Here is a 23248-nt window from a genome sequence, read left to right on the forward strand (position 1 = left end):
GCTCAACTAGGCGGCGACGGTTCTTACTCGGAGGGGGGCGGTCCTCGTGCCCGCACACGACGCTGCCGGAAACTGCATCCTCGATCCAGTCATCGACCAAGTGCCGCAGCACTACGTCCATAAGTCGAACGCCGCCGAGGTCTACCTCGCGGAATGGACCAGGACGGGCCCCGACGCCTTTCGCATCGCCGCGAACTGGCCGTCCACACACACTTTCTACCGTGCGGGGGCGGCCCTCGACCCGCTGTTGCTCTGCGAGGCGATCCGTCAGACGTTCCCGCTGCTGTGCCACGCCGCGTACGAGGTTCCGGTCGGACACCAGCTCATCTGGGAGGACTTCGCCTATCGGATCGACAGTGCCGCGTACGGTGCCGATCTCGGCCATCAGGTCGAACTCCAGGTCGAGTGCTTCGATCTGTCGTACCGGGGAAGCCGGCCCACCGCCCTTTCCCTGCGCATGGTCATCACCCGGGGCGGGGTCCGCGTGGCCACGGCGCGGACCCGGTTCACCACGCACACCGCGGGGGTCTACCGGCGGCTGCGCGGCGACCGGGCCGACGCGTCCGCGGTGATGGCCCGTTCCGTGCCCGCCCCGATACCGGCCGCCGCCGGGGACGTACGGCGTTCCCGCGCGGACGATGTCGTGATCGGCCCCGGCGGCTCCGGCGTTCAGGGCGGCTCCGGCGTTCAGGGCGGTCCCGGTGTCCAGGGCGGTCCCGGTGTCCGGGGCGGGGCGGACGGCGGCAGGCGGCTCAGGGTCCCCGTCCCGCACCCCATCTATTTCGATCACCCCGTGGACCATGTGCCGGGGATGATACTGCTGGAGGCGGCCCACCAACTGACCTACGACCACGTGCGTTTCACTGACGCCAGGGTCGAAATAGCCGCCCTGGACTGTGCGTTCTTCCACTACGTGGAGCTGGACGAGCCCTGTGCGCTCCGCTCCGAGCCCCTCGACCCCGATGCCGCGGGCCGCGCCCGGCTCCGGGTCGAAGCCGTGCAGGCCGGCCGGGTCGCCTTCGCGGCCACGGTCACGGTCACCGCGCCGGTGACGGCCGCCGAGACCGGGGCCGACGGACCGGCAGGGGACGGTAGAGCGGCATGAGACAGCAGCCCGAGGACATACCCCGGACACCCGACCGCCCCGGCCCCGGCAACGGCTCCGCCTCCGCCTCCGGTGAGGGAATCGCCCCCGGCGACGGATACGCCCCCGGCCCCGGCCCCGGAAAGGGAACCGGCCCCGGCACCGTCCCCGCCGCGCGCCTCGCAGGCGTCAGCCTGCGCCATCTGCACGCCTTCCTCGCCGTCGCCGACACCTTGAGCTTCACCGACGCCGCCGCCAGGATGTCGAGCAACCAGCCCGCACTGACCCGTTCCATCCGCCGGCTCGAAGAACACATGGGCGTACGCCTCTTCCACCGCACCACCCGCCAGGTCTGCCTGACCCCGGCGGGCGCGACCCTGCGTGAAGAACTCCAGGTGCTGCTGCCCCGCTTCGAGAAGGCCCTGTTCCCCGACGGCTCCGCGCCCGGCCTGCGGCTCGGGTTCGCCTGGCTGCTCCCCGACGAGTGGGTCCATGAGGCCATCCGGCGCTTCGAGGCGGAGACCGGTGCCCGGGTCGAACTGCGGCGCTGCGACGACGCGGGCGCCGGAGTGGGCCGGGCGACGGTCGATGTCGCGATCCTGCGCGGCCGGCTGCGGCGCAGCGGGGTGAAGGAGACCCCGCTCGGCACCGAGCGCTATGTCGCCGCCGTGCCGCGCCGGCATCCGCTCGCCGCCCGGGAGCGGGTGGACTGGTTCGAACTGGCCGAGTACCCCTTGGTCCTCAACGAGGTCACCGGTCCGATCCAGCAGCGGGACTGGGGTATCGCCCGTCGCCCCAGCACCGTCCTGCACTGCCTCAACTTCGACGAGTGCATCGAGTCGGTGGCCGCGGGCAAGGGCATCAGCGTGGTGCCCGACCTGGTGCTCCGGCGCAACGTCCACCCCTCCGTCGCCTTCGTGCCCCTGCGCGGAGGCCCCTCCATCGGTATCTCGCTGATCCAGCCGGTGCAGGGCAGTCATCCCCTGGCCGACCGGTTCGTCCGGGTGGTCCAGCAGGTCCTGGCACCGGCCGGGCGGCGGGGCGGAGCCGCCGAATCGGCCCTGGCGGCTCCGGCGGCGGGGGACTGACCGCGCGGGCCGGCGGACGGCGTTGATGACATGTGTGGGGTGACCGTCCGGCACGACGGCCACCCCACACGCTCCTGCCGCCCGCTGCTCAGACCCGGCCGGGCGCCCCCGGCGTACGGGCGCCCGCGGCACGGGAGTTGACCGCGTGGTCGGGGACACCTCCCGTGAGGGCCCGCACCACGGCCTCCACCGCGACCCGCCCGGCCCGCTCCTGGGCCTCCGCGGTACCGGCGCCCAGACGGGGGGTGGCGACCACGGAGTCGAAGGCCAACAGGGGGTTTCCCACCGTCGGGTCGATCTCGAGGACATCGAGTGCGGCGCCCGCCACCCGGCCTTCCTTGAGGGCGAGGGCGAGGGCGAGCGCGTTCTCGTCGACGATGCCGCCCCGGGCGGTGTCCACCAGCCGGAGGGACGGTTTGGCCGGCCGCAGCTCCCGCTCCCCGATGAGCCCCACGGTCGCGGGAGGGGCGGCGGGGCCCGGAGGCACGGGGGCGGGCGCTTCGGTGGGGGACGCGGGGCCCGGCGAGGTCACGCGGGTACCCGGGTGAGTGTGCGGGGCAGGTTCTCCCGCTCCCATATGGAGTCCAGCGCACGGGCGAACCCGACGATCTCGTCATCGCTGTGGTGCGGTGTGGGCGTGACGCGCAGCCGTTCCGAACCCACCGGCACACTCGGCGCGTTGATGGGCTGGACGTAGCAGCCGTACTGGTCCAGGAGCTGACGGGCGACATTGCGGCACTTGACGGCGTCGCCGACGAGGACGGGCACGATGTGCGCGGCCTCGGACGCCACGGGGATGCCGCTGTCGCGCAGCAGGCCCTGGAGGAGCGCCGCCTTGTGGTGCAGCGCCGCCCGCTCCGTCTCCGAGCGCTTGAGATGACGTACGGCGGCGAGCGCCCCGGCCGCGACGGCGGGGGGCAGCGAGGTGGTGAAGATGAACGCGGAGGCGAAGCTCCGGATCGCGTCGATCGCCGGGGCGGACCCGGCGACATAGCCGCCCGCCGTGCCGAACGCCTTCGCCAGTGTTCCCTGGACGACGTCGAAGTGTGCGCCGATACCTCGCTCGGCGGCCAGACCGGCACCTCGCGGCCCGTACATGCCCACCGCGTGCACCTCATCGAGATAGGTGAACGCCCCGTGCTGCGCGGCGAGTTCGGCGATCCGCTCCAGTGGGGCCATGTCGCTCTCCATGGAGTAGACGCTCTCCAGGGCGATGATCTTCGGCAGCGACGGATCCGTACCGGCCAGCAGCTCCTCCAGATGATCGGTGTCGTTGTGCCGGAAGACGTGCTTCTCGGCGCCGCTGTGCCGGATACCGGCGATCATCGAGGCGTGGTTGAGGGCGTCCGAGAACACGACGCATCCGGGCAGCCGCCCCGCCAGCACCGTCAGCGCGGCGTCGTTCGCCGAGTAGCCGGAGGGGAAGATGAGTGCCGACTCCATGCCGTGGAGGTCCGCCAACTCCTCCTCCAGCGCCACATGGTGACGGTTGTTGCCCGAGATGTTGCGCGAGCCGCCGCTGCCGGCGCCCGCCTCGTCCACGGCCTTCTTCATCGCGGCCAGGACGAGCGGGTGCTGCCCCATCCCGAGGTAGTCGTTGCTGCACCACACACTGATCCGCCTGCCGTCACCGGGCCCGTACTTCAGTGCGGTGGGGAAGGAACCGGCGCGGCGTTCGATCTCCAGGAACGTGCGGTATCCGCCCTGTTCCTTGAGTGTGTCAATCTCGGACGTGAAGAATTCATCGTAACGAAACATTGATCCTCCGGTGAACTCGGCTTTCCGGATCTGGCGCCAGGAACGTATAGGCCGTCCCCGGGTGCAGGGAAATGTCGAATCCGCTGGGTCATGGCAGGACTGTATAAATCGAGGTCGGAGCGGAGCCGGGAACACTCATTCCGAAAGTGCATAGACGGTCGAGCGGACCCATTTCTCATGGTGCGGATATCGCCCTAGAGTCCCTCGGTATGAGTTCCCAGCAGAAACCGCAGCCGCGGTCGGCCGGCATGGGTGACATAGAAGAACTCGTGCGCCTGCGCGGCTATTTGCTCAGCTCCGGGAGCGGTGCCTATGTGGCCCGCACCCCCGAGGAGGACGCCCTCTGGAAGCGCGCCTACCGGGCCTGGCTCCGCCGTGTGCTCGCCAGTGACGGTGACGGTGACGGTGACGCCGGCGGCGGCGCCGTGCAGGTGTCGGTGATCGGCGCGGCGCCCGCCCTGCTCGCCTGCGCCGTCGCTGTCGTGGACCAGCGCGCCCCCACCGCGCACTGTCCCAGCGGCAGGTCGGGCTGGGTGCAGACGGTGGTCGTCGACCCGGCGGCGCGCCGGGGCGGACTCGGGGGGCTCGTGATGGACCACGCTCTCGGCTGGCTCCGGGGCGCCGGCGCCGAGGAGGTCGTCCTGCAGACCACCGACGCCGGTTCCCCGCTGTACCGCAAGCTCGGGTTCCGGCCGTCGGGTGAGGAGCTTCTTTCCCTGAGCCTTGGAGGTGCCTGACCCATGAAGGTTCTGATCGTCGGACTCGGATATGCGGGGACGCGTTTCCGTACCGCCTTCGCCAACACCCGGGTGCCGATGGAAGTCTCGTATGTGGGGCGCACGCGCAAGGACGTGGACATCCCCTATTTTCCGTCCGTTTCCGATGCGCTGCGCGACGGCCGTCCCGATGTCGTTGTCGTCACCGTGCCCGACATGGCGCACGCGGGTATCCTCTCCGAGCTCGACGGCTATGACGGGTTCGTGGTCGCGGAGAAGCCACTGGCGATACCGGGGGACGACCTGACCGCCGTGGAGTCCGCGCTCGGCAAGGCGTCAGGATTCTGTCTGGATCTGGTGGAACGCTATTCCGAGGCGTCCCGCTTTCTGCGTACCCATGTCCTGCGGAACGGTCTGGAACTGGTCCGGGCGCACTTCACCTGGGGCAAGGACCGGATCAATGACCACCGCCCCACCAGCGGGGTGCAGAGCGAGGTCGTCCATCCGCTGGACCTGGTCCAGTGGATCGCGGGGCGCAGCGGCGAACTCGTCCTGGAATCCGCCCTGGGGACCCGCTCGGACTTCTCCGTCTCGGGCCCTCGGGTGCTCGACAGCGTCGCCCTGTCCGGGACGCTCGGGCCCGGGACCGTCACCGGCTACAGCAGCTTCGTGAACATCACGCGCAAGCGCGAGGTCGACTTCGTCTTCCGCGACGCCCGGGGGGACATCCTCTACGCGGCCCTGGTCCTCGACACCCCGGCCTGGGACGCGGACCGGCTGCGCCTGTGGCGCCGTACGTCCGGGGGCGACGAGGTGATCCACGAGCTCGACACCGGGGACCGGCCGGTGCCCGCGGGTTTCGAGACCGTCGTGAAGCTGGGCCGCATGGCCCTGGACGTCACCGAGTTCGTCACGCGCGGGCGGACCCCGGAGTTCGCCTTTCCCGGCATCGCCGACGCGCTGGCCCTCCAGCACCGGCTGAACGAGATGGACGGGCAGGTACGCCGAGTGCGCCCCGTCAGCTACTTCCCGCACGGCCGGACGGTCCTTGAGGAAGCCGACTGGGAGCGGCTGGGCTGACGGAGCCCCGCATCCCGGATCGCCCCCGCCGTACCGCCCCGTACGCGGTACCCGCCCCGTATGCGGTACCCGCCCCGTACGCCGTACCGACCGTGCGCCGTGCCGACCGTGCGCCGTGCCGACCGTACGGCGTACCGCCCCGAACGACCCGTACGAATCCGACCCGTAGGACCCGTACCACGTCCGGCGGCGCGCCCCCGCGCCGTCGTCGAGCAAGGAGACAGCCATGTGTGGAATCGCCGGTTGGGTGGACTTCGCCCGCGACGTACGTCAGCAGCAGGAGACGCTGGAGGCCGTCACACAGACGATGGCCTGCCGGGGTCCCGACGCCGAGGGCAGGTGGACGGACGAGCACGTGGCCCTCGGCCACCGGCGGCTGTCCATCATCGACCTGGACGGTGGCCGCCAGCCGATGACGGCGGACGCGGACGGGCGCACCCTCGCCTGCCTGACCTACAGCGGCGAGGTCTACAACTTCAAGGAGCTGCGTGCCGAACTGATCTCGCGAGGGCACTCCTTCCGCACGCGCAGCGACACCGAGGTCGTGGTACGGGGCTACCTCGAATGGGGCGAGGGCGTCGTCGACCGCCTCAACGGCATGTTCGCCTTCGCGCTCTGGGACGTCAGGACGCAGACGCTGCTCCTGGTGCGCGACCGGATGGGCGTCAAGCCGCTCTACTACTACCCGACGCCGGACGGGGTGGTGTTCGGGTCCGAGCCGAAGGCCATTCTCGGACATCCCACGGTGCCCCGGAAGGTCGGGGCCGAGGGGCTGCGCGAGGTGCTGGAGATGGTGAAGACGCCTGAGCAGGGCATATTCGCAGGGATGTACGAGGTCCGCCCCGGCCAGATCGTGAAGGTGGGGCGCTCCGGGCTGACCAAGCGGGTGTACTGGGCCCTGGAGGCCAAGGAGCACACCGACGACCTCCCCACCACCATCGACACCGTCCGGGGACTCCTTGAGGACATCGTCGAGCGGCAGATCATCTCGGACGTCCCGCTCTGCTCCCTGCTCTCCGGCGGACTGGACTCCTCCGTCATCACCGCGCTGGCCTCGCAGAAGCTCGCGGCGCGCGGCGACGGCCCGGTGCGGTCCTTCTCCGTCGACTTCGAGGAGCACGGCGCGGGCTTCGTGGTGGACCCGGTGCGCGGCTCCTCGGACGCGCCCTTCGTCCGGGACCTCGTGGAGCACGTCGGGGCAGACCACTCCGAGATCATCATGAACAGCGCCTCGCTGGCCGATCCCGGGCTGCGGGCGAAGGTGCTGCGGGCGCTCGACCTCCCGCCGGCCTACTGGGGGGACATGTGGCCCTCGCTCTACCGGCTCTTCCAGTCCGTGCGGGAACGGTCGACGGTCGCGCTCTCCGGGGAGTCGGCCGACGAGGTGTTCGGCGGGTACCGGTGGTTCTTCGACGACGAGGCCGTCGAGGCGGAGACCTTTCCCTGGCTCACCTCGGCGACCGGCAAGTACTTCGACGGCAAGTCGCTCTTCGACCCCGGCCTCATCCAGAAGCTGGACATGGGCGGCTTCCTGCGGGACAGCTACGCGCAGGCGGTCGCCGAGACGCCGGTCCTGGCCGGGGAGGGCGCGACCGAGCGCCGGATGCGCCAAATGGGATACGTGAACCTCACCCGGTTCGTACAGACCCTGCTGGACCGGAAGGACCGGATGAGCATGGCCGTCGGCCTGGAGGTCCGGGTGCCGTTCTGCGACCACCGGCTCGTGGAGTACGTCTTCAACACGCCGTGGGAGATGAAGTCCTTCGACGGGCGGGAGAAGAGCCTGCTCAGGGCGGCCACGAAGGATCTGCTGCCGGAGTCCATCGTGCGGCGGGTCAAGAGCCCGTACCCCACCACGCAGGACCCGGCCTATGAGACCGGCCTGCGGAACGCGTTCACCGAGGTCCTCGCCGACTCCTCGTCGCCGGTGCTGCCGCTGCTCGACCACGCCGCGGGCCGCGCTCTGCTGGCGCGGCCGGTGGGTGACATGAGCGCCCAGTACGACCGTTCGGGGCTGGAGATGGCGCTGGGGCTGAACTCCTGGCTGTCGGCCTACGGGATCGAACTGGACCTCTGATCCCCGGCGGAACGCCCGCCGTCCGGCGTCCGTCGCTGTGGCCGTCCTCGGCCCGGCCGCTCATCGATGCGGCCGCTCATCGCTGCGGCGGCTCAGCGGCTCAGCGGCTCAGCGCCGGGCGTCGGCGGAGGTGTAGCCGCATCTGACCGCGAAGCCGAGGAGCTGGTCGAGCAGACCGGGGAAGCGGGACTCCAGCTCCTCCAGGCGCAGGGAGTTGAAGCAGCGGGTGCCCTCGGACCGCACGTACAGGGTGCCGGCCTCGCGAAGAATCTTGAGGTGGTGGGTCATGGTCGACTTGGCGATGGAGCCGCCGAGCTCTCCTGCGGTCCGCTCCTGGCCGTCCGCGAGCGTGACGGCGATGCCCAGGCGGGTCGCGTCGCTCAGCGCGAAGAGGACGTCGGGCAGACAGACGTCCTCGATGTCCGGGTGGAAGTAGTGGCGCACCCTTCAAGAATCGCACAGCCAATCGTGTGGACGCGGTGTCCGATTTTCGCTCCCTCCGGTTGCGCGGCGGTCCCGCACCGGCATGATGTCTGTATGTCCTGCGACCTTCGAACATTGAGGAACCGGTGAAACTCGTCTATCTGTTGGGCCTCGGAGCGTTCGCGCTCGGCCTGGACGCCTACGTCACAGCGGGTCTGCTGCCGTCCATCGCGGACGACTTCGACTCGTCCGTCTCGGCCACCGGCCAGATGGTCACCGCCTTCACGCTCGCGTACGCCATCGCCTCCCCGATCTTCGCCACACTGCTGTCCGCCTCCCGCGTGCGGGCCGGGCTGCTGGCCTCGCTGGCCGTCTTCGCCCTGGCCAACGCCGCCTCCGCGGTCTCCACCTCCCTGACCTTCCTCCTGGTCACACGGGCCTTCGCGGGCGTCGGCGCGGGTCTCTACCTGGCTCTCGCCGCGGCGGCCGCGGCGTCCCTGGTCGATCGTGAGCGCCGCGGCAGGGCACTCGCCGTGATCATGGGCGGGATGAGCTCGGGCACCGTCCTCGGTGTCCCCGCGGGTGTCTACATCGCCGAGCACACCAGCTGGCGGGCGACTCTCTGGCTCGTCACCGTCATCGGCGCCGTGTCGTTCGTCGGGCTCGCCGTCCGGCTGCCGGCGCTGCCCGCCACCGAGTCGGTGACCCTCCGGCAGCGTGCCCAGGTCGTCACCGACCCGCGCGTCGCGTCGATCGTCGGCGTCTCGCTCCTCGCCGCCATCGCCAGCCTCGGCCTGTACACCTACTTCGTGCCCGTCATGGCGACCGGGGCCATGGGCGGCGTCGAGACCATCACCCCCTATCTCTGGGCCTGGGGCATCGGCGGTGTGGTGGGCAGTTTCCTGATCGGATCCCTCGTCGACCGTGTCCGCCGTCCCGCGACGCTGGTCGTCGGCATCCTGGCCATCCTCGTCGTGGCCCTGCTCGCCTTCCGGCTCGCGGCGTCCATCACGCCACTGCTGGCACTGCTGCCCATCGCGGTCTGGGGTGCGGTCGGCTGGGCCCTTCAGGTGCCGCAGCAGAGCGACCTGCTCGCCGCCCGCAGCGAACGCGGCGGTCCTGTCGCCGTCGCGCTCAACGAATCGGCGCTCTACCTCGGCAGCGCCATCGGTTCGGGCCTCGGTGGCGTGGCCTTCGCCTTCGGCTGGAGCGGATCGGTCCTCCCCCTCTGGGCCGCGGGCTTCGCCGCCGCCGCGCTGCTCCTCCAGCTCACGGCGGTCCGCGCCGCCGCCGTGAAACACCCCGTCCCCGCCACCGCCGCCGCCCCGGCCGCGGTCTCCGAACGGCCGTGACGACAGCGGGACCTCGGTAGCGGGGTCAGGTCACTATGTCGCGGCGTCGCAGCGCCACCAGCCCCGCCGCGACCACGGCCGCCGCGACCGCGGTCAGCAGCAGCACCGGGGTCCAGGCCATCTCCCCGCCCGGCAGCTTCGGCAGATGGCTGAACGGGGAGAGGTTCGTCGCCGCCCGGGGCAGGTCCACCGCCGGGCCGATCCAGCCGATCGCCAGGCAGATCCCGGCGACGCCCCACGAGGCCGATGCCAGCTTCGGCGCGGCCCCGTGGAGCAGGACCGCGAGACCGCCGAGCAGCCAGATCGCGGGCAGCTGGACCAGGGCCGCGCCGAGGATCTCCGGCAGCCGGTGGCCGTAGCCGAGGGCCAGGCCGAGGCCTCCGACCGCCATGATGAGCGCGGCCCCGCCGAAGGCGATGACCAGGTGTCCGGCGGCCCAGGCGATACGTCCCACGCCGCCCGCGAGAACGGGTTCGGCGCGCTGGGCGCTCTCCTCGCCGTGCAGCCGGAGCACCGAGGAGACGATGTAGAGCGCGGCCACCATCCCGAGCATCCCGGTCATCGCCGCCAGGAAGGCGTCGGTCAGCCCGGACTGGCCGCCCATCCGCTCGAAGATCTGCCGCGTCTTCTCGTTGTCGCCGACCAGGTCCGCCGCGCCGGCGGTCAGCCCGCCGAAGATCACGCCGACCGCGGCGAAGGAGAGTGTCCAGCCGGCCAGCGAACCGCGCTGGAGCCGCAGTGCCAGACCGGACGCCGTGGCGATCCGCCCGGTGGCCGGACCGGGGCGCGTCGGCAGGAAGCTCATGCCCACATCGCGCCGGCCCGCCAGCGTGTACGCCAGGGCGGCCTGCGCCCCGATCGCAGCGGCCAGGACCAGCAGGACCCACCAGCGCTCGTCGGCGTAGGCGCGGACGTTCTCCGCCCAGCCGATGGGGGAGAGCCAGGTCAGCACGGAGGAGCCGTCGCCCGTGGCCGAGTCGCCGGCCGCCTTCAGGACGAACGCGGCCCCGATCGCCGCCGCCGTGAGCCCCTTCGCCGGCCGCGCGCTCTCGGTGAACTGGGCGGCGACGCCGGCCGTGCAGGCGAAGAGCACACCGGTGCCGGACACCGACAGGGCCAGGGCCACCGCACCCGCGCCGCCCACACCCGCCCCCGCCAGCGCGCCGACGATCACCAGGGCCAGCGCGGCGTTGGCGATCACGGCGGCCAGCAGAGCGGCGGTCAGCGGCGCGCGCCGCCCCACCATGGCGGAGGAGAGCATCTCCTGGCGGCCGGTCTCCTCCTCCTCACGGGTGTGCCGGATCACGATGATCAGGCTCATCACGGCGGCCAGCGCGGCCCCGAAGCCGACCATGCGCCAGGTGACGAGCCCGCCGAGCGAGTCGTCGAAGATCGGCCCGTACAGCGCGCGGAACGAGCTGTTGCCGCTCATCGAGGCGGCCATTTCGGCGCGCTGGGCGGCCGTCCCGTACAGCGAGGAGAAGGAGGTGGCCACGGAGGAGAAGGACGCTCCGAGCGCCAGCACCCAGACCGGCATCATCAGCCGGTCGCGGCGCAGGGCGAGCCGCAGCAGGGCCCCGGTCCCGGCGAGCGGGCCGTGGCGGGGCGCCGGACGCGGCACGGCGGCGGGGACGGTCGTGAGGGCGGTCATCGCGCCGTCACCCCCTCGGGCGCCTCGTCCGCCGCGTAATGCCGCAGGAACAGCTCCTCCAGCGTGGGCGGGGTGCTGGTCAGTGAGCGGACCCCGGAGGCGGTGAGCGAGACGAGCACCGCGTCCAGCTTGTCCGTGTCCACCTGGAGCGTGACCCGGCTGCCCCGGACGTTCAGATCGTGCACCCCGGGCAGGTGGGCGAGCCCGTCGGGCGCGCCGGACAGCTCGGCGGTGATGCTCGTACGGGTCAGGTGGCGCATGTCCGCCAGCGAACCCGTCTCCACCGTCCGGCCCTGCCGGATGATGCTGATCCGGTCGCAGAGCGCCTCGACCTCGCTGAGGATGTGGCTGGAGAGCAGCACGGTCCGCCCGCGCTCCCGCTCCTCCTCGACACAGCTCTGGAAGACCTCCTCCATGAGCGGGTCGAGCCCGCTGGTCGGCTCGTCCAGGATCAGCAGGTCGACATCGGAGGCGAACGCGGCGACCAGGGCGACCTTCTGCCGGTTGCCCTTGGAGTACGTACGCCCCTTCTTCGTCGGGTCCAGCTCGAACCGCTCGACCAGATCGGCGCGGCGGGAGCGGTCCAGGCCGCCGCGCAGCCGCCCGTAGAGGTCTATGACCTCACCGCCGGAGAGGTTGCGCCACAGGGTGACATCACCGGGGACGTACGCCACGCGCCGGTGCAGGGCTACCGCGTCGTGCCACGGGTCCCCGCCCAGCAGCTGCGCGGCGCCCGAGTCGGCCCGCAACAGCCCGAGCAGGACCCGGATGGTGGTGGACTTCCCGGCGCCGTTCGGCCCGAGGAAGCCGTGAACCTCACCGGTCTCGACCGTGAGGTCGAGGCCGTCCAGCGCGTGTGTCCGCCCGAACGACTTGTGCAGTCCGGCCACGGTGATTGCCTTCGTCATGTTCTGAACGTACGCTACTTTCACAAACTTGTGAAGTTAAGGAAGCGTATAAAATTGAGGCAGGACCGGCCAGGGGAGACGATGGGGCGATGAGCAGCGACAACGGCGCGGACACGCGCGACGAGCAGGACGGGCGGGACATGGAGGCCGTGTCGCGGTTCGTCGAGCGGTTCGCCGCGGACATGACCGACGCAGGCATGCAGCGCATGGCTTCCCGCGTCTTCGCGGCGCTCCTCGTCGACGACGACGCCTCGATGACCTCGGCCGAGCTGGCCCTCGCGCTCCAGATCTCCCCGGCCGCGGTGTCCGGTGCGGTCAGCTATCTCACTCAGGTCAGCATGGTCAGCCGCGAGCGCGAGCCGGGCTCGCGCCGGGACCGCTACCGCCTGCAGAACGAGGTCTGGTACACCGCGTTCGCCAGCCGGGACCGAGTGCTCACGCGCTGGGAGGACACCCTCCGGGAGGGCGCCCGCACGCTGGGCGTGGATTCACCGGCAGGGGCCCGGCTCGCGGAGACGGCGGCGTTCTTCGAGTTCGTCCAGGCGGAGTTGGTGGGGATGCTGGACCGTTGGAAGGCCCACCGCGAGACGCTGGGCCTCACGCCGGACGCGGTGAAGCGCTGAAGGCTTCCCCGCGCCGGCGGGCGCGGCGCCCTGTACGCGGCGCCCTGTACGCGGCGCCTTGTGCGCGGTGCCTTGTCCGCGACGCCCTGTAGGCGATGCCCTGTACGCGGTGCCCTACACCAGCGGGTGCGACGTCCTGCCGGACGCCTCGTCGATCTCCTCGTGCGCCTTGGTCAGCAGCCTCATCGCCAGTTCGTTGAGCGCCCGCGCGCCCGCGATCTCCTCGCCGACCCTCTGCTGGTCGGAGTCGGAGGGGTGGCGGCTGGCGTAGCCGTGCGCCCGCATCTCCGTACCGTCGGAGAGCCTCACCATGGCCGCCGCACGGGTGCGGTGGGTGTCTTCCTCGAATTCCAGCTCGATGTGCCAGCCCACAGCGGTCCGGGTCATGACGGTCACCTCCGAAACCTCAGAACCTCAGCAACGCGGAACCTCGGTGACTCGGAACCTCGGAACCCCGAAACCTCAGTAACTCGGAAACCTGAGGGCCCCACGGTCCCCAGGGTCCCCCGCAGCCCCCAAAGCCCCCGGCCTCTCTCTCAGAGTGCGCCCGTTGCCCCGTCCGCGCTCGCCGGGCACGGCAGCATCAGCCCCCACGCCCCCGCCCGCACCGTCCAGGTCCGGGTCCGCACCGGGCCGCCGACCTGTATGTCCGCCCGGTAGCGGAAGTCCGCGCCGGAGACCGTGACGGACAACGCCTCCGCCGTGACCTTCTCGCCCGACGAGGTGTGCACCACCACACCGGCGAGGCCGCCGTCGCCCCGGGCGGCCACCGAGACGCACTCGACCGGCCGGTCCAGGTCATTGAGCAGGACCCCGTCGGCCTCGACGCGCAGCCGGTGCCTGCGCGGCGGCGCGGCATGGCCGGGCGGCGCCGGGCGGACGAGGGACGCGACCAGCGAGCGGCAGGTGTCCCAGACCGCCGTGACGCCCGTGTGCGGCTCGCCCGGGTCCGGATCGGCGTGGTCCGCGCCGGTGCCGGGAGCCGGGGGCGGGCCGGGGATGCGCAGATGGCCCAGGACCACGCCGTCGCTGTCGTCCACCAGCAGGTCCAGCTTCCGTACGGCCCCGTCGAGGGCCGTCCTCGCGGCCGCCACCGCGCCCCGGGGCACGCCGAGCGCATACGCCAGCTCCAGCGCATGCGCGGCGCCGACCGGGATGAGGGACAGCGCGCCGTCGGACAGCTCCCGCTCGCGGTGCAGCTGGGCCACCGCGCGCAGCAGCGCGTGATCGTCGCCGACGACCACCGGCCTGCGATTGCCCCGCCGGGCCAGGGCCCGCGCGAACTCCTCCGGACTGTCCGGAAGGCAGATCTTGGCGTGCGAGCCGGCGCTCAGCACGTCCTTGGCGATACGTACGGACTCGCCGTCGGTCCGGCGGGCAACCGGGTCGATGAGCACCAGGAGCTGGTGGTCGCCGTCGCCGGGGGGCTCTGCAGCCGACACCTCGGTCCTTCCTCGGGTAGCATCTTGGTGCAAGAGCCCCTTGCGCTATTGCGCCAGGGGCTTCGTCTATTCCGGGGCACCCGGTTCGACGGCTCAGGCTTTGCCGTACATCGTCGTGCGGCAGGTACGACCTTTACGTACGCCCCCTGGCCTTGGACATGCCCCGCCCGGAAGGGGTGTACGCCTGTGCCCGCACTTGTGCTGCTCGGTGCTCAGTGGGGTGACGAGGGCAAGGGGAAGGCCACCGACCTCCTCGGTGGATCCGTGGACTATGTGGTGCGTTACCAAGGCGGCAACAACGCCGGTCACACGGTCGTCGTAGGCGACCAGAAGTACGCACTGCATCTCCTCCCCTCCGGAATCCTGTCGCCGGGATGTACTCCGGTCATCGGTAACGGTGTCGTGGTCGACCCGGCGGTCCTGCTCTCCGAGCTGAGCGGTCTGAACGAGCGTGGCGTCGACACGTCCAAGCTTCTGATCAGCGGCAACGCTCATTTGATCACTCCGTACAACGTCACGCTCGACAAGGTGACGGAACGCTTCCTCGGGAAGCGCAAGATCGGCACGACCGGCCGCGGCATCGGCCCGACGTACGCCGACAAGATCAACCGTGTGGGCATCCGTGTCCAGGACCTCTACGACGAGTCGATCCTGGAGCAGAAGGTCGAAGCGGCCCTGGAGCAGAAGAACCAGCTCCTGGCCAAGGTCTTCAACCGGCGCGCGATCGAGGCCGGGAAGATCGTCGAGGAGATGCTCCAGTACGCGGAGCAGATCAAGCCCTACGTCGCCGACACGACGCTGATCCTGAACGACGCCATCGACGAGGGCAAGGTCGTCCTGTTCGAGGGCGGCCAGGGCACCCTGCTCGACGTCGACCACGGCACGTACCCCTTCGTCACCTCGTCGAACCCGACCGCCGGCGGTGCCTGCACCGGTTCCGGCGTGGGCCCGACGAAGATCAGCCGGGTCATCGGCATCCTCAAGGCCTATACGACGCGCGTCGGCGCCGGTCCGTTCCCCACGGAGCTGCTCGACGAGGACGGCGAGGCGCTGCGGCGCATCGGTGGCGAGCGCGGTGTGACCACCGGCCGTGACCGTCGCTGCGGCTGGTTCGACGCCCCGATCGCGCGGTACGCGACCCGGGTCAACGGCCTCACCGACTTCTTCCTCACCAAGCTCGACGTGCTCACCGGCTGGGAGCAGATCCCGGTCTGTGTGGCGTACGAGATCGACGGCAAGCGCGTCGAGGAACTCCCGTACAGCCAGACCGACTTCCACCACGCGAAGCCGATCTACGAGATGCTGCCGGGCTGGTCCGAGGACATCACCAAGGCCAAGACCTTCGACGACCTGCCGAAGAACGCGCGGGCGTACGTGAAGGCACTGGAGGAGATGTCGGGCGCGCCGATCTCCGCGATCGGTGTCGGCCCCGGCCGCACCGAGACCATCGAGATCAACTCGTTCCTGTAAGGGGAGCGGGCGCCCGTAGCACTGTGTGGGGAAGGGCCCCCGGACCGGTACGCCGGTCCGGGGGCCCTTCCGTGCGCCGCGGGTCAGCGGACGCGCCGGCAGGAGGAGGGCGCGGATGCCGGATGCACCTCGCCCATGCCGTCCGCGCCGAGCCGGGCAAGCAGTCGGTAGGGGCCGATATGTGAGGGGTCGTCATGTGTCAGCTGATCCACTCGGGAATCCTCGCACAGGGGCTGTTTCGCGGCTCCGGGGAGCGTGACCAGTGGTGCCGGTGGCCAGGATGCTCCTGTCTGGTCCAGACCTTGACAGGTCCAGACCAGTAGGGCTTGAGTGTTCGGCACGCCGAGTCGGCCCGTCGGCTCCGCCGGTCGCGGCGTTCGGCGCGCCGCGCCGAAGGAGTGAGCAGCGCTGAACCGCATCAAGAGCCTTCTGACCGTCCTGAGCGCCGTTGTCGCGACGGCCGTCCTCGCCCCCGGCGCCTCGGCCTCCCCGGCCGCCGGGCCTTCCGTCACCGCCCGGCCTTCCGCTGCCGCCGCACCCTCCGGTGCCACGGAGCCGTGCGCGCCGCTGTGGAGTTCCTCCACCGCCTACACGGCCGGTGGCACCGTCTCGCACCACGGGCGCAACTGGAGCGCCAAGTGGTGGACGCGGAACGAGAATCCGGGGGCCACCTCCGTCTGGTCCGACCTCGGTGCCTGTACGGGCGGGGTCTCGGACTTCGTGATCAGTGAGGCGCAGTTCGACGAGATCTTCCCGGACCGCGCCTCCTTCTACACGTACCAGGGTCTGATCGACGCCCTGCACGCCTACCCGCGCTTCGCGAACACCGGGACTCCCGCGACGCGCGCCCGCGAGGCCGCGGCCTTCCTGACGCACGCGGACTTCGAGTCGGTCGGACTGAAGTACGTGAAGGAGATCAACGAGGCCAACTACTGGCGCAAGTGCGACTACAGCCGGCCCTATGGCTGCCCGGCGGGCCAGAAGGCGTACTACGGGCGCGGCCCGATCATGTTCAGCTGGAACTTCAACTACAAGGCCGCCGGGGACGCGTTGGGCCTCGATCTGCTGAACAACCCGTGGCTCGTCGAGCAGGACCCGTCGGTCGCCTGGCAGACCGCCCTCTGGTACTGGAACACCCAGAACGGCCCCGGCACCATGACCTCCCACGAGGCCATGGTCAGCGGCGCGGGCTTCGGTGAGACCATCCGCTCGCTCAACGGCGCGCTGGAGTGCGACGGCGGCAACCCCGAATCGGTGGCAGCGCGGGTCGCCGCGTACGAGCGCGTCACCGGGATCATCGGTACGGCCCCGGGGGCTGGGCTCACCTGCTGAGCCGCGCCCGGACGGGCCCGTCCACATGCTGGACGGGCCCGAAGGTTTTCTCCCCGGGTCCGCCGGTTCCTCCGGGGCCGCGACCTGTTGATCCGGACCGACCACCTCCGGAATTCCCGCTGTTGAGAGCGCTTCCAGCCGTACGGTCCGGACGTCGGGGTGTCCGCCGCGCGCGCGTGGACCTCGGATCCGCAGATGTGTTCGACATGGTCTAGACCTTGACAGGTCCAGACCATGTCGCTTGAGTGACGGGCACCCCCATGGCGGCGTTTCACAGTCGGACGTGGCGCCGCGCCCTAAGGAGTGTTCACGTGGTCAAACGCGTCATGAGTCTTCTGGCCGCACTCGGCGCGATCGTCGCGACGATCGTCGTTCTCCCCGCCTCCACGGCCGTGGCGGCCGACTGCGCCCCGGCCTGGAACTCCTCGTCCGTGTACACGGGCGGCGGGTCCGCCTCGTACAACGGGCACAACTGGTCCGCCAAGTGGTGGACCCAGAACGAGACTCCGGGCACCTCGGACGTCTGGGCGGACAAGGGCGCCTGCGGCGGCGGTACGGACCCGGGTGAGCCCAACCCCTCGGGCTTCGTCGTCAGCGAGGCGCAGTTCAACCAGATGTTCCCGAACCGGAATTCGTTCTACACCTACAGCGGTCTGACCGCCGCGCTGAGCGCCTACCCGGCCTTCGCCAACACCGGCAGCGACACGGTCAAGCGCCAGGAGGCGGCGGCGTTCCTCGCCAACGTCAGCCACGAGACCGGTGGTCTGGTGCACATCGTCGAGCAGAACCAGTCCAACTACCCGCACTACTGCGACGCGACCCAGCCCTACGGCTGCCCGGCGGGACAGGCCGCCTACTACGGCCGTGGTCCCATCCAGCTCAGCTGGAACTTCAACTACAAGGCGGCGGGTGACGCCCTCGGCATCGACCTGCTCGGCAACCCGTACCTGGTGGAGCAGAACGCTTCCGTGGCCTGGAAGACCGGCCTCTGGTACTGGAACACGCAGAACGGCCCCGGCACCATGACGCCCCACAACGCCATGGTCAACGGCGCCGGTTTCGGCGAGACGATCCGCTCGATCAACGGCAGCCTGGAGTGCAACGGCGGCAACCCCGGCCAGGTCCAGAGCCGCATCGACAAGTACACGGCCTTCACCCAGATCCTCGGCACGACCACCGGTTCGAACCTGAGCTGCTGACTCCACGGTCCCCCACCCGGGCGGGGGGTGCGTCCGGCTCCGGCCGGATGCACCCCCCGCTTCGGCGTTCCGCCCCCGTACGCCGAAGGGCCTGTACTCGCTGTACGTCGAAGGGCCCTACGCCGGAGGGTTCCGTACGCCGGAGGTTCCGTACGCCGGAGGTTCCGTACGCCGGAGGGGCGCTCGGGGGGTGGGCGCTCGGGCCGAGTGCGCCTCTTGTGCGGTGCGGCGGGGCCTGACCATCATGGATTTTCGACCAGCCTCGGGGGACGGCGTATGGATGTGGCTTCTTCGGCACGGGAGTGGTCGTTCCCGTTCTCCACGGCGGCCCTGCCCCGGCGCAGCCTCACGACGGTCCACGGCATCGGCCTGAGCCCGGGGCCCGACCGGATGCGCGGCATGGAACTGCTGGCGTCCGAGGCCGGCCTGAGCCCGGCGCACCGCCACGCCCACGGAGTGGCGGCCCTGCTGTGCGGCATGCCCTGCCGGGCGGTTCACACGCTGATGCAGGCAACCGGCGAGAACCCCGACGAGTGCGCGGCCTGGGTCGACCTGGCGACCGCGCTGGCCCGCGCGGGACGGCCCGAGCCGGCCGCCTGGGCCCTGTCGCGGACGCTGGCCCCCACGGTGTCCGGCCCGGACGACGGCGGAGCCCGTCCGGCCCGGCCCTATCCGGCCGGGAGCGGGGAGGAGCACGAGGCCGCCCGGCGGCTGCGGTCGCTCATGGGACTGATCGAACGGCAGGAAGTGGAACGGGACTTCCTGCGCCTGCGGATCGCCGCCTTCGCGGAGGTCTTCGAGAAGGGTGAGGGAACGCCCGTCGTGGAGGTGTTCATGGCGCTGGCCACGGCCCTCATGGAACTGGGCCGGAGCCTCGACGCCGCACAGCCGTACCACGAGGCGGCGTCGGTGCTGGACGAAGCCCTGGCGGCGCATCCGGGCGCGCAGGTGCTCGAACACCTCGCGACCGCCCGGATGGCCGGGGGGCCGGTCGCCGAGCGGGACCGGGTGCTGGCCGAGCTCAACCGGGTCATGCCCGGATCACGCGTGGCCCGCGAGGCCCGTCAGCCGTCCATGGCCGACCGGTACTTCAAGCAGTCGGAGGCCGAGTTCGAGGCCTCGCTACTGTACACCGAGATCTGCCAGGACCAGCAGGGCGGCCAGAACCCGGTGGAGCGGATACATCTGCGCTTCGTCTCCTCCGACCACCCGGCCCCGTATCTGGTGGCCTGGATCCGGGCCTCGGTGGACTCCGGCCGGCTCGACAGTGCCCGGGGGCTGTCGAGGGCCTCGCTGAGCGGCTCGTTCCTGTCCGGCCAGGACCATCTGGTCCTGGCCCTCGAATTCGGGAAGGGCGGCGTGGCGGACGAGACCCGCGCCCACGCGGAACGGGCGCTGGAGCTGTGCGAGGACGAGGGGGAGCGCGCGGTCGCCGCGGAGCTGCTGACGAGGACCGGCGGGGGAGGCTCATGAGGGACCGGGGCGGCGCGATGATGAGCGTCGCGCTGCGCATGCTGCACATGCCCACCTTCGACGAGGTCCTGGCGGCCATCGACCAGGTTCCGGAGTCGCAACGGCTCGATCTGGCCGCGTCGTTGAGGTCGATGTCGGAGATCCACCGGGACATCGGGCGGCCCGTCTTCGCCGATCTGGGGGACTTCCTCGCCACGCTCTGCACGCGGGACGTGCCCGGCGGTTCCGGCGACAAACACCCGGAGCCGGAGCCGGAGCCGGAGCCGGTCCCGGTCCCCGAGCAGGGCCGCCCTGGAGGCCGGTGGCGCGGATTCGGGCAGGGCCGGCGGAACGACCGGCGGAAAGCCCGGGAGGAGGGCCGGGAGGAAGCCCGGGAAGGCCGGGACGAAGCCCGGGAGAGGAGCCTGCCGGCGGAGCCCCAGGACTTCCGGACGCTGATACGGATGGCCCACGCCGCCGACAGCCCGCTCACCGCCCATACGCTGCTGCGCCGCCACCGGCACCTGCTGCCGCCCTCCCCGGTGCGGGCCGTGCTCCACCTCATCGGCGACGACACCGAGGCGCGGAACACCTACGCCCATGTGATGGGCGCCCTCGCCCTGCTGGCCGAGGACGGAGCGGGACGTGTCACCGCCCGGTCCGACTGGGCGACGCACCTGCGCGCCCGGGGGCGGTACCGAAGGGCGCTGTTCCATGCCTCGCGGGCCGTGGCGGAGCAGCGTGCCGCCGGGGATTCCGGCTCCCTCACGAACGCGTATCTGGGGCTGGCCGCCGTCCTGGCCGAGATGGGTGACGCGGTGGCCGCGGCACAGGTGTACGTCGACGCGGTCGCCGCGGTGGAGGCCGACGGCACCGTGGACCGGCCCCATGAGAAGGCGCTCCGGGTCGAATGCGCCGGTGCCCTGGCCGGGGTGCACCGCTACCGCGAGGCGCTCCGGCAGCTCGACGCGGCGCAGGCCCTGCCCGACGCCCCCGCCGGCGTTCCGCTGCACACCCCGGTCGCCATCCTGGCTCTGCACGCCCGGGTCTGGCGGGAGGCGGGTGCGCTCGGGGCGGCCACCGATGTCTACCGCCGGATTCTCGAAGCCGTCGACCGGGCGCATCCGTCGCAGGAGGCGGTCTGGTACGAGACGGTGCTGGAGCTCGCCGGGTGCCTGGAGGAGCGGGGCAGGGGCCGGGAGGCCGCGGAGCTGGTGGAGGAGTCCGTCCTCACCGGTGAACGGACGGACTCCCGCTTCCTCGCCCCGCTGCGGCACGAGCTGGGCCGGGTCCACATCCGGCAGGGCCGGTTCGCCGAGGCCGCGCGGCAGTTGCTGCTGAGTCTGTTCGCCGGAATGACGCCCGGCCCCTTCTGGCCCGGCGTGGGGAACGTCTTCGTGGCGCTGGGCGATCTCGCCCGCGAGGACGACCGCCCGGAGGAGGCCGCGGGCTACTACCGGGACGCGCTGCTCTTCGAACCGGGAAGCGCCGCAGGTACGGGAGGCCCGGGAAGCGTCGCAGCCACGGGAGGCCCGGGAAGCGGGGAAGGGGAGCGGTCCGCCGTCCATGTCACGGAGCGTCTTCTCCTCGTGCTTCCCGAGGGCGAGGAGAGGGACGGGCTCACCGACGTGGTCACCACCGGCTGCGCCCGCATCCGTGAACGGCTCGACAGGCTCGATGCCGTCGACGGTGTCCCGCCGCTCCGGATGCGGGTCATGGAGCGGCTGTGGCAGGTCTCCGAGGACGACGGGGAACGCCGGGAGCTGGCGCGCGAACTGCGGTCCGGCATCGAGGGGGCCGTCGAGCGCGACGCCTGGAGCGCCCTGAAGGAACTGGCGGTCCGGGCCGCCGGGGTGGTGGCGGACAGCGAGGGCGCCGAAGGTGAGGTGGCCCTGCTGCGCACCGTCCTGGCCCATGAGGAGAGGCAGGGCCGCTCCGAGGACAGCATGTGGGTCAGGCTCCCGCTGGCCCGGCTGCTCGCCGGGCTCCCCGGCCATGACCAGGAAGCGTTCGACGAACTGTGGACCTGCCGTGAACTGCTGGGGAAACGCGGTGTCTTCGGTCCGGTCCGGATGTCCAGCGACGAGCTGGCGGGCCAGGCACTGCCCGTGTACGAGGAACTGATCGGGCTGCTCCTGGACCGGGGGGAGCGGCTGAGCCTGCCGGACGGCGGCACGGCCGAACAGCTCGCGTTCGTCCTGCACGAGGAGGGGAAGTCCCGTTCCGTGGTCGAGGGGCTGGCCCTCCATCCGCTGCCGCCGCCCCTGGGGGTGTCCCGGGAGGTGCTGGCGGAGGAGGCCGGACTGCTCCTGACCGTGCGCCGGATTCTGGCGGGTCTGGAGAGCGGGGCGCCGACGGCCCGCGTCGGTGCCTCGTACGTGACGTCGTTCCAGCAGCGGCTCGACAGCATCAGCGCGTCCATCGGCAGGGTCGCCCCGGGGTACGAGCGGCTGCGCCGCGCCCTCGGCGCCGATGTGCGGGACGCCGCCCGGCTGGTGGAGCGGCACGCACCGGACGAGGGGATGCTCCTCGTCTCGTACTTCGTGGGGCACCGCGAGACGTTCTGCTTCGTCATCGCCTCGGGCGAACTCCGGCTGCGCACCTACCGCATCGCGCTGGGCCGGGCGGAGCTGCACACGAGGGTGGAGGCCGTGAGGCGGCTGGTGGACGGGGACGGGTCCGTGTTCCCCAGCATTCCGCCCATCCGGCCCCGCCGCCCGGTGCCGCTGCCCCTGGAGGAGCTGTCCGCGTTGCTGCTGCCGTTCCAGGACGCGCTGGGTGACCGGGAGCTGATCTGTGCGGCGCCGCACGGTCCGCTCGCCGTTCTTCCGCTCACCGCGCTCCGGCTGGCGGACGGGGCGTACGTCGGGGAGCGCGCGGCCACGGTGTACGCCCCCAGCGTCTCGGCCCTGGAGTACCTGCTCGGCGCCGGGCCCGTACCGCGCGGACGCGCCCTGTGCGTGAACGTGGCGGCGGACGAGGACCTGGCGGCCTCGGGCGACACGGACTTCGAGTCGTACCGGCTGCCCGGGGCGGACGGCTGGCAGGTGACCGAGCTGTCCGGGCTCGCGGCGACACCCCACGCGGTGCTGAGCGCGTTCGAGGAGTGCGACCTGGCGTACGTCGCCTGCCACGGGTACGCCGGGGGCAGCGACCCCCGGGACGCGGCGCTGATCCTCTCCGACGGCCGGAGGCGCCCGAGCCGGGACCTGTCCACCGGTTCCCCGGACGCCCTGCCCTTCCTGCTGCGGGCCCGTGAACTCACCACGCCGCGCGGCCTGCCGGGCACGGTGGTCCTGCGGGCCTGTTCGGCGGGCTGGCAGGCCCCCGCCCACCGGGGCGAGGACTTCACGGGGCTGACCCGGTCCCTGTTCCGCGAGGGAACCAGGACGGTGGTGGCTCCCGTCTGGCGTGTGTACAGCCGCAGTTCGGCGGAGCTGCTGGACCTGTTCATCCGCAACCGCATGGCGGGGCTGCCGGTCTGGAAGGCCATGTGGCGGGCGCAGCAGAGCTTTCTGACCGACACCGAGCGGCCGTATCTTTCGCATCCGTACCACTGGGCGGGCTTCGTCCCGCTGGGAGACTGGAGATGA

Annotated in this window: 20 protein-coding genes; 12 read left to right on the plus strand and 8 right to left on the minus strand. The window is 71.4% G+C overall.

Annotated elements, in window-relative coordinates; genetic code table 11:
- Positions 1 to 46: 46 nt before the first annotated feature.
- Together OHA98_RS02350 and OHA98_RS02355 are read left to right on the plus strand one after the other, a co-directional pair.
- Entirely contained in the window at positions 47 to 1105 is a 1059-nt protein-coding gene (locus OHA98_RS02350; protein ID WP_266922426.1) for a ScbA/BarX family gamma-butyrolactone biosynthesis protein, read from the plus strand.
- Positions 1102 to 2172 carry a LysR family transcriptional regulator gene (locus OHA98_RS02355; RefSeq protein WP_266922427.1) on the plus strand — a complete coding sequence of 357 codons (1071 nt, stop codon included), beginning with the start codon at positions 1102 to 1104 and terminating at the stop codon, positions 2170 to 2172. Before OHA98_RS02350 ends, OHA98_RS02355 begins: the two co-directional genes overlap by 4 nt.
- An 88-nt stretch (positions 2173 to 2260) precedes the next feature.
- Here OHA98_RS02355 and OHA98_RS02360 read toward each other — a convergent pair whose 3' ends face one another.
- Both OHA98_RS02360 and hemA read right to left on the minus strand, forming a co-directional pair.
- The gene (locus OHA98_RS02360; protein ID WP_266922428.1) at positions 2261 to 2704 is read right to left on the minus strand and encodes an NAD(P)-dependent oxidoreductase; all 444 of its coding nucleotides are present in this window, start codon (positions 2702 to 2704) and stop codon (positions 2261 to 2263) included.
- Positions 2701 to 3930 (minus strand): 5-aminolevulinate synthase, encoded by a 1230-nt coding sequence (gene hemA / locus OHA98_RS02365; RefSeq protein WP_266922429.1) that lies wholly within the window; start codon positions 3928 to 3930, stop codon positions 2701 to 2703. The genes OHA98_RS02360 and hemA overlap by 4 nt, the downstream gene beginning before the upstream one ends.
- Positions 3931 to 4139: 209 nt before the next feature.
- Here hemA and OHA98_RS02370 point away from each other — a divergent pair, with 209 nt between their 5' ends.
- The 3 genes from OHA98_RS02370 to asnB all read left to right on the plus strand — a co-directional run bounded on the left by OHA98_RS02370 (position 4140) and on the right by asnB (position 7803).
- Positions 4140 to 4667: a GNAT family N-acetyltransferase gene (locus OHA98_RS02370; protein ID WP_266922430.1), complete on the plus strand. Its 528-nt coding sequence runs from the start codon at positions 4140 to 4142 to the stop codon at positions 4665 to 4667.
- 3 nt (positions 4668 to 4670) lie between these two features.
- Entirely contained in the window at positions 4671 to 5726 is a 1056-nt protein-coding gene (locus OHA98_RS02375) for a Gfo/Idh/MocA family oxidoreductase (protein ID WP_266922431.1), read from the plus strand.
- 226 nt (positions 5727 to 5952) lie between these two features.
- Positions 5953 to 7803, plus strand: a complete 1851-nt coding sequence (gene asnB, locus OHA98_RS02380; RefSeq protein ID WP_266922432.1) for an asparagine synthase (glutamine-hydrolyzing) — start codon at positions 5953 to 5955, stop codon at positions 7801 to 7803.
- Positions 7804 to 7911: 108 nt separating this feature from the next.
- Here asnB and OHA98_RS02385 read toward each other — a convergent pair whose 3' ends face one another.
- Entirely contained in the window at positions 7912 to 8247 is a 336-nt protein-coding gene (locus tag OHA98_RS02385; RefSeq protein WP_266922433.1) for a helix-turn-helix transcriptional regulator, read from the minus strand.
- 125 nt (positions 8248 to 8372) lie between these two features.
- Here OHA98_RS02385 and OHA98_RS02390 point away from each other — a divergent pair, with 125 nt between their 5' ends.
- A complete protein-coding gene (locus OHA98_RS02390) occupies positions 8373 to 9578 on the plus strand; it encodes an MFS transporter (protein WP_266922434.1) in 1206 nt (401 codons plus the stop codon).
- 25 nt (positions 9579 to 9603) lie between these two features.
- Here the strand turns inward: OHA98_RS02390 and OHA98_RS02395 are convergent, their stop codons facing one another.
- Positions 9604 to 11229, minus strand: coding sequence for an ABC transporter permease (locus OHA98_RS02395; protein WP_266922435.1), 1626 nt, complete (start codon positions 11227 to 11229; stop codon positions 9604 to 9606).
- Positions 11226 to 12137, minus strand: coding sequence for an ABC transporter ATP-binding protein (locus OHA98_RS02400; protein ID WP_266922436.1), 912 nt, complete (start codon positions 12135 to 12137; stop codon positions 11226 to 11228). Before OHA98_RS02400 ends, OHA98_RS02395 begins: the two co-directional genes overlap by 4 nt.
- A gap of 89 nt (positions 12138 to 12226) precedes the next feature.
- On the opposite strand from OHA98_RS02400, the gene OHA98_RS02405 reads away from it, so the two are divergent.
- On the plus strand, positions 12227 to 12760 hold the full coding sequence (locus OHA98_RS02405) for a GbsR/MarR family transcriptional regulator (RefSeq protein ID WP_266922437.1): 534 nt from the start codon (positions 12227 to 12229) through the stop codon (positions 12758 to 12760).
- 114 nt (positions 12761 to 12874) lie between these two features.
- Here the strand turns inward: OHA98_RS02405 and OHA98_RS02410 are convergent, their stop codons facing one another.
- Positions 12875 to 13147, minus strand: coding sequence for a DUF1876 domain-containing protein (locus OHA98_RS02410; protein WP_266922438.1), 273 nt, complete (start codon positions 13145 to 13147; stop codon positions 12875 to 12877).
- A gap of 149 nt (positions 13148 to 13296) precedes the next feature.
- A complete protein-coding gene (locus OHA98_RS02415) occupies positions 13297 to 14202 on the minus strand; it encodes a diacylglycerol kinase (protein ID WP_266922439.1) in 906 nt (301 codons plus the stop codon).
- A gap of 186 nt (positions 14203 to 14388) precedes the next feature.
- On the opposite strand from OHA98_RS02415, the gene OHA98_RS02420 reads away from it, so the two are divergent.
- Positions 14389 to 15672: an adenylosuccinate synthase gene (locus OHA98_RS02420; RefSeq protein WP_266922440.1), complete on the plus strand. Its 1284-nt coding sequence runs from the start codon at positions 14389 to 14391 to the stop codon at positions 15670 to 15672.
- Positions 15673 to 15755: 83 nt separating this feature from the next.
- Here OHA98_RS02420 and OHA98_RS02425 read toward each other — a convergent pair whose 3' ends face one another.
- The gene (locus OHA98_RS02425) at positions 15756 to 15884 is read right to left on the minus strand and encodes a hypothetical protein (RefSeq protein WP_266922441.1); all 129 of its coding nucleotides are present in this window, start codon (positions 15882 to 15884) and stop codon (positions 15756 to 15758) included.
- Between the two features lie 196 nt (positions 15885 to 16080).
- Here OHA98_RS02425 and OHA98_RS02430 point away from each other — a divergent pair, with 196 nt between their 5' ends.
- The 4 genes from OHA98_RS02430 (at position 16081) to OHA98_RS02445 (ending at position 23248) form a co-directional block, all read left to right on the plus strand.
- Positions 16081 to 17004: a glycoside hydrolase family 19 protein gene (locus tag OHA98_RS02430; protein WP_266927659.1), complete on the plus strand. Its 924-nt coding sequence runs from the start codon at positions 16081 to 16083 to the stop codon at positions 17002 to 17004.
- Between the two features lie 311 nt (positions 17005 to 17315).
- Positions 17316 to 18203 carry a glycoside hydrolase family 19 protein gene (locus OHA98_RS02435; protein ID WP_266922442.1) on the plus strand — a complete coding sequence of 296 codons (888 nt, stop codon included), beginning with the start codon at positions 17316 to 17318 and terminating at the stop codon, positions 18201 to 18203.
- 276 nt (positions 18204 to 18479) lie between these two features.
- Positions 18480 to 19676, plus strand: a complete 1197-nt coding sequence (locus tag OHA98_RS02440) for a hypothetical protein (protein WP_266922443.1) — start codon at positions 18480 to 18482, stop codon at positions 19674 to 19676.
- Positions 19673 to 23248 (plus strand): CHAT domain-containing tetratricopeptide repeat protein, encoded by a 3576-nt coding sequence (locus OHA98_RS02445; protein WP_266922444.1) that lies wholly within the window; start codon positions 19673 to 19675, stop codon positions 23246 to 23248. The genes OHA98_RS02440 and OHA98_RS02445 overlap by 4 nt, the downstream gene beginning before the upstream one ends.

The sequence above is a fragment of the Streptomyces sp. NBC_00654 genome (assembly GCF_026341775.1).
Lineage (GTDB): Bacteria > Actinomycetota > Actinomycetes > Streptomycetales > Streptomycetaceae > Streptomyces.